Annotated in this window: 4 protein-coding genes, 1 pseudogene and 1 riboswitch; of the genes and pseudogenes, 1 reads left to right on the forward strand and 4 read right to left on the reverse strand. The window is 74.0% G+C overall.

What is annotated here, in order from left to right; translation table 11 throughout:
- The 4 genes and pseudogenes from CKO43_RS24870 to CKO43_RS24885 all read right to left on the reverse strand — a co-directional run.
- Positions 1-202: pseudogene (locus tag CKO43_RS24870) on the reverse strand (cobalamin biosynthesis protein); the annotation flags it as partial.
- Positions 199-1,089, reverse strand: a complete 891-nt coding sequence (locus tag CKO43_RS24875) for an ABC transporter substrate-binding protein (protein ID WP_200230749.1) — start codon at positions 1,087-1,089, stop codon at positions 199-201. The pseudogene CKO43_RS24870 and the gene CKO43_RS24875, both read right to left, overlap by 4 nt.
- Complete coding sequence (locus CKO43_RS24880) at positions 1,086-2,405, reverse strand: cobyrinate a,c-diamide synthase (RefSeq protein ID WP_200230748.1); 1,320 nt, start codon at positions 2,403-2,405, stop codon at positions 1,086-1,088. The genes CKO43_RS24875 and CKO43_RS24880 overlap by 4 nt, the downstream gene beginning before the upstream one ends.
- 13 nt (positions 2,406-2,418) lie before the next feature.
- A complete protein-coding gene (locus CKO43_RS24885) occupies positions 2,419-4,260 on the reverse strand; it encodes a TonB-dependent receptor domain-containing protein (protein ID WP_200230747.1) in 1,842 nt (613 codons plus the stop codon).
- 74 nt (positions 4,261-4,334) lie between these two features.
- A riboswitch (cobalamin riboswitch) is annotated at positions 4,335-4,574 on the reverse strand.
- Between the two features lie 244 nt (positions 4,575-4,818).
- Between CKO43_RS24885 and CKO43_RS24890 the strand changes: the two genes are divergently transcribed.
- Entirely contained in the window at positions 4,819-5,151 is a 333-nt protein-coding gene (locus CKO43_RS24890; protein ID WP_200380347.1) for a c-type cytochrome, read from the forward strand.
- The last annotated feature ends 123 nt before the right edge of the window (positions 5,152-5,274 follow it).

Below are 5,274 nucleotides of genomic sequence, written 5' to 3' on the forward strand. Positions count from 1 at the left end.
ACCAGGCCAGCGTGCCGGCGGCGAAAGCGGCGCGCGGCGCCAGCGTCGGCAGCCAGCGCTGCAGCGGCATGATCGCCAGCCCCAGCCAGGCCACCGGGTGCCAGGCGTCGCGCGGCTCGCCAAAACGGCGGTCGATCCAGAACGCCAGCGCCAGCGCCGCGGCCGGCAGCAGCGCAGCAGTCGATGAGGCCCAGGCGCTCATTTGCGCGCCGCCGTGGTCTCGGGCGCCAGCCGCTGCAGGCAGTCGACGATCGCCGCCGCACCTTCGCCCAGGCGCGGGCCGGGGCGGATCAGCATGTCGAAACGTTCGGCGTCGAAACCGCAGACACGCCGCTGGCGCACGGCCTGCATCGCCGTCCAGCCCGGGCGCGCCGCCAGCGCCGGCAGGTCGCGCTGCTGCATCAGCACGATGTCGGGGTCGGCGCGCACGACGAACTCGGGGTTCAGCTTGGGGAACGGCCCCAGCTCGGCCGGCACGACGTTGACCAGCGCCAGCCGCGCCAGCGTGTCGCCGATGAACGAACCGGCGCTGGCGGCGTAAGTCCCGCCGTGAACCTCGAAATACACGCGCCGGCCACGCAGCGAAGCCGGCACACGCGCGGCGGCGGCGGCGAGTTCGTGGTCCAGGCGGGCGATCAGGCGCTCGGCTTCGGCCGGGCGGCCCAGCACCTGCCCCAGCGTGCGCATCAGCTCCAGCATGTCGGCGTGGCGCTCGGCACGCACGCGCAGCACGCGCAGGCCCAGCGCCTCGAGCCGGTCGCTGGCACGCGACAGGCTGGACGCGAGCACCAGGTCGGGCTTGAGCGCGACCACGGCCTCGATCACCGCGTCTTCCATGCCGCCGACACGCGGCAGCGCGGCCAGCGCCGGCGGCCAGTTCGAGTAGCGGTCGACACCGACCAGGCGCTCGCCGCCGCCCAGCACCCAGACGGTCTCGGTCAGCGAGGGCAGCAGCGAGACGATGCGCCGCGGCGGCGCGTCCAGGCGCAGCTCGGTGCCACGTTCGTCGTGCACGACGATCGGTGCCGCCGCAGCCGCGCCGGCGGCCAGCGCCAGCAGCAGCACCAGGCTGCGAATCAAGGTCTTCATGCCAGTGACTCCGGCGAGAACAGCCGCGCCGCCAGCTCGGGCGACGACGCGAACCAGGGGTGGAACCAGCTCGCCTTCAGCGCGCCGCGTTGATAGACCGGCTCGCCCGGCGCCGGCGCCAGGCCCGGCGTCGACCGCGCGGGCTCGGTGTGCAGCGCCGGCGCCAGCGGGCTGTCCAGCCGCGACCAGTGGAAGCTGTGGCCACGCAGTTCAGCGCCGCCGAAGACGAGCCGGTGCGGCCCGAGCGCGGCGACACGCTGGCCCAGCACCGCCGTGCCGGGCAGCAGGCCCCAGAGCCGGTGCTCGCGGCCCTGGCCGTCGACGATGGCTTCGGCCAGCGCCATCATGCCGCCGCACTCGGCCCAGATTGCGCGGCCGGCGTCCCGGTGCGCGGCCAGCTGCGTGGCGAGGTCGTGGCGTGCGGCCAGCGTCTGGGCATGCAGCTCCGGGTAGCCACCGGGCAGCCAGACGGCGTCGCAAGGCGGCAGTGCGTCGCCGGCCAGCGGCGAGAAGAACACCGTCTCGGCACCGAGTGCCTGCAGCGTCTTCAGGTTGGCGGCGTAGATGAAAGCGAAAGCGGCGTCGCGCGCGACGGCGATGCGCCGGCCTTCGAGCCGGCGCGGCAGCGGGCTCGGGTCGACGAGGGCCGGCGGCGTCCACTGCGGCCAGTCGGCGAGTGCACGCTGGCCGAGCACGGTCTTCGCCAGCGCATCGGCGACGGCATCCAGCCGCGCCAGCGCGTCCGGCAGTTCACCGGCACCGGCGAGCCCGAGGTGGCGTTCCGGCAAGGCGAAGCCGGCGTCTGCCGGCAGATGGCCGCCCCAGCCGGCTTCGGGCGGCAAGGCGGCGGCCAGCATCGCCGCGTGGCGCTCGCCGCCGACGCGGTTGGCCAGCACGCCGGCCCAGGGCAGCGCACGCCAGGTCCGCAGCCCGTGCACGATGGCGCCGAAGGTGCCGGCCATCTTCGCGGCGTCGATCACCGCCAGCACCGGCAGGCCGAAACGGCGCGCCAGGTCGGCGGCGCTGGGCTCGCCGTCGTACAGCCCCATCACGCCTTCGACGATCACGAGGTCGGCGTCCTGCGCCGCACGCGCCAGGCGCGCGGCGCAATCGGCTTCGCCGTTGATCCACAGGTCGAGCGCGTCGACCGGGCCGCCGCTGGCCAGCGCCAGCCACTGCGGGTCGAGGAAGTCAGGGCCGCACTTGAAGGCCCGCACACGCGAGCCGGCGCGTGCATGCAGCCGCGCCAGCGCGCTGGCGACGGTGGTCTTGCCCTGGCCGGAAGCCGGGGCGGCGACGAGCACGGCTGCGGCCATATTGAGCCCCGGCCTACAGCACCCAGCGCAGCGCGACGAGCAGGCTGCGGCCGGGCACGTTGTAGGTGTTGGCGAGCGCGTAGTCCTTGTCGCCGGCGTTGTCGACGCGCGCCTGCAGCTTCAGCCCGGCGCCCAGCGCGCGTTCGGCGGTCAGGTTGACGAGGCCGTAGCCACCCAGGCGCACGGTGTTGGCGGCGTCGTCGTAGCGCTCGCCGGCGGCCTGGACCTCGGCCCCCAGGCGCCAGCCGGCGAGATCGGTGTCGGCACCCAGCGTCGCCAGGCGGCGTGCACGGCGTGCGATCTGCTTGTCGCTGTCCAGGTTCTTCGGGTCGTGGAAGTCGACCGAGGCGCGCAGGTCGACCGCCGCCAGCCGCGTGCGGCCGGAGATCGTCACGCCTTCGTAGCGTGCATGGCCGACGCTCTCGTAGCAGCCGGTGGCCGAGGCGCAGGGGCCGGCGGCGCCGAAGACGATCAGGTCGTCGACCTTGTTGCGCCAGGCGACGACGGCGAACTCGTCAGCCCCGGCGCTGCGGCGCAGGCCGAGCTCGAGGTTGCGGCCGGTCTCGGGCGTCAGATCCGGGTTGCCGTACTGGCTGAAGCGCTGGTAGAGCGTGGGCGCACGGAACGAGGTCGCCGCCGACGCCGTCAGGCGCCAGGCCGGCGCGAAACGCCAGCCCCAGGCCAGGCTGCCGGTGCTCTGGCCGCCGAACTCGCTGTCGTCGTCGCGGCGCGCGTGCACCTGGACCGAGTGCGCACCGAAGTCGCCGCGCCAGCCGAGCGCGACACCGTTCTGCGCACGTTCGTCCTCGAGTGCGGCGGCCGGAGTCGTGCCGCGGTTCTGCAGCCTGTCCTCGCGGCGTTCGAGCGCGACCGACAGGCGCTGCCCCGGCGCGTAGTGCTGCTCGTACTGCAGCAGCAGGTCGCGCAGCCGGGTCTCGGTGCGGTAGTAGCTCGGCTCGGTCTCGTAGCTGTTCTGCGATTCGCTGAGGCGAGCCGTCGTCGTCGCCTGTTCGTTCCACTGGCCGCGCCACGAGACGGCGGCGGTGCGCAGCTCGTGGCTCGACTGGTCGTCGTTCGTCAGGCTGGCGTCGTAACCGGCATGCAGATGGCTCTCCAGGAACGAGGCCTCGACGCGGTGCTCGGGCGCGAACTGCCAGCCGGCACGTGCCTGCACCGAGCCGCGGCGCCAGCCGTCGTCGTCGGGGTTCTTGCCGTCGCGGGCGTTGAAGCCGTCGCTGTCGCTCCACGACGCCGACAGTGCGTAGTCGACGTTGCCGGCGGCGCCGCTGAGGCCGGCGTCCGTCATGCGCGTGCCCTGGCTGCCGACGGCGACACCGCCGCTGGCGCGCAGCGCGCCCTGGCCGCGGCGGGTGAAGACCTGGACCACGCCGCCGACGGCGTCGGAGCCGTAGACCGCGGCCGCCGGGCCGCGCAGCACCTCGATGCGTTCGATGCGGTCCAGCGGGATCTGCTCCCAGGCCGCGCCGCCGGTGGACTGCGAGTCGACCCGCACGCCGTCGACGTAGACCGCGGTGTGGCGCGTCTCGCCGCCACGGATGTAGACGCTGGTGCTGGCGCCGGGGCCGCCGTTGCGCACGAACTCGATGCCGGGCAGGCGCGCCAGCAGGTCGGCGACGCCGACGGCGCCACTGCGTTCGATGCTCGCGCGGTCGACGATCGAGACGTCGGCCAGCGTCTGCGACAGCCGCTCCTCGAGCCGGCTGGCGGTGATGACGATGGGGTCCTCGGTGGTCTGCGCGAAGGCGCAGGGGGCGACGGTGGCAGCGAGCGCAAGGCGCGCGGCGATGGCGCCGGCACGCAGAGGAGTGATGCGGCCCGGAACGGAGAAGGACATGAAGGGATGCACAGGAATCGGCGCGGCCGAACCGCTTCCCCGCAGTCGCCGCCTCACGGCGTGCCGCTTCACGCGGGCACGCCACCTCGTTGGCCGGTATCCGGGCTGGCGGTGCGACCCACGTGCCCTTCCCAGGCGTGAACACCCAGTGGATTCGACGTGAGCTGGAAGCCCGGCGACGGGCCCCGACCGCTTACCGTTGCGGGGGCAGCTCAGGTTGGGGCTTCGACGGCTGCGGCCGCGTCAGCCCTTCCTGATTCCCGTTGAACCGCCCCGGCAGACCCGGGGCGAGCACCAACGGCGCGGATGATAGGCAGCCGCGGCCCCGACTCGGCACCGGATGTGCCGTCTCTTGACACCAATCAAGCAAGTCGCAGCCGGATCCGGCGCCTGCCGACCCGGCCTCACCGCGCTCGGCGGCCGCTTCGGGCCAGGAATCGCAGGTCTATCCACGCTTTCCGCGACCAGCTTCATCGCCGTCTCGGCTATGGTCCACGGCGGCTTTGCCGGCGGCGGCCGATGCCGCCACACGCCACACAACAACTGGAGGATCCCGAGATGACTTCGCCGCTGCGGCCGCTGCTGGCCGCACTCAGTGCCGTGACGCTGGCCCTGCCAGCCGCGGCCCACGCCGACGAGGCCCTGGCGGCACGCTCGGTCGCCGCGACCTGCGCCAACTGCCACGGCACCGACGGCCATTCGCGCTCGACGATCAAGTCGCTCGCAGGCCAGCCGGCCGAACGCATCCTGCAGTCGCTGGCCGACTTCCGCAGCGGTGCCCAGCCGTCGACGATCATGGCGCAGATCCTGCGCGGCTACAGCGACGAGCAGCTGCGGCTGGCGGCGCAGTGGTTCGCGGCCCAGCCGGCGCAGCCGGCGCCGGCCCGCTAGGAGCGCCGCGATGCATCACGCCCATCGTCCCGACCGTGCCCGCCGCCGCCTGCTCGGCGCCGGCCTCGCCGGCGGCGCGCTCGCCCTGGCCGGCTGCGCCGCCCCGCTCGCCCGCCCGACACC

It is taken from the genome of Rubrivivax gelatinosus (genome assembly GCF_016583785.1).
GTDB lineage: Bacteria > Pseudomonadota > Gammaproteobacteria > Burkholderiales > Burkholderiaceae_C > Rubrivivax > Rubrivivax gelatinosus_B.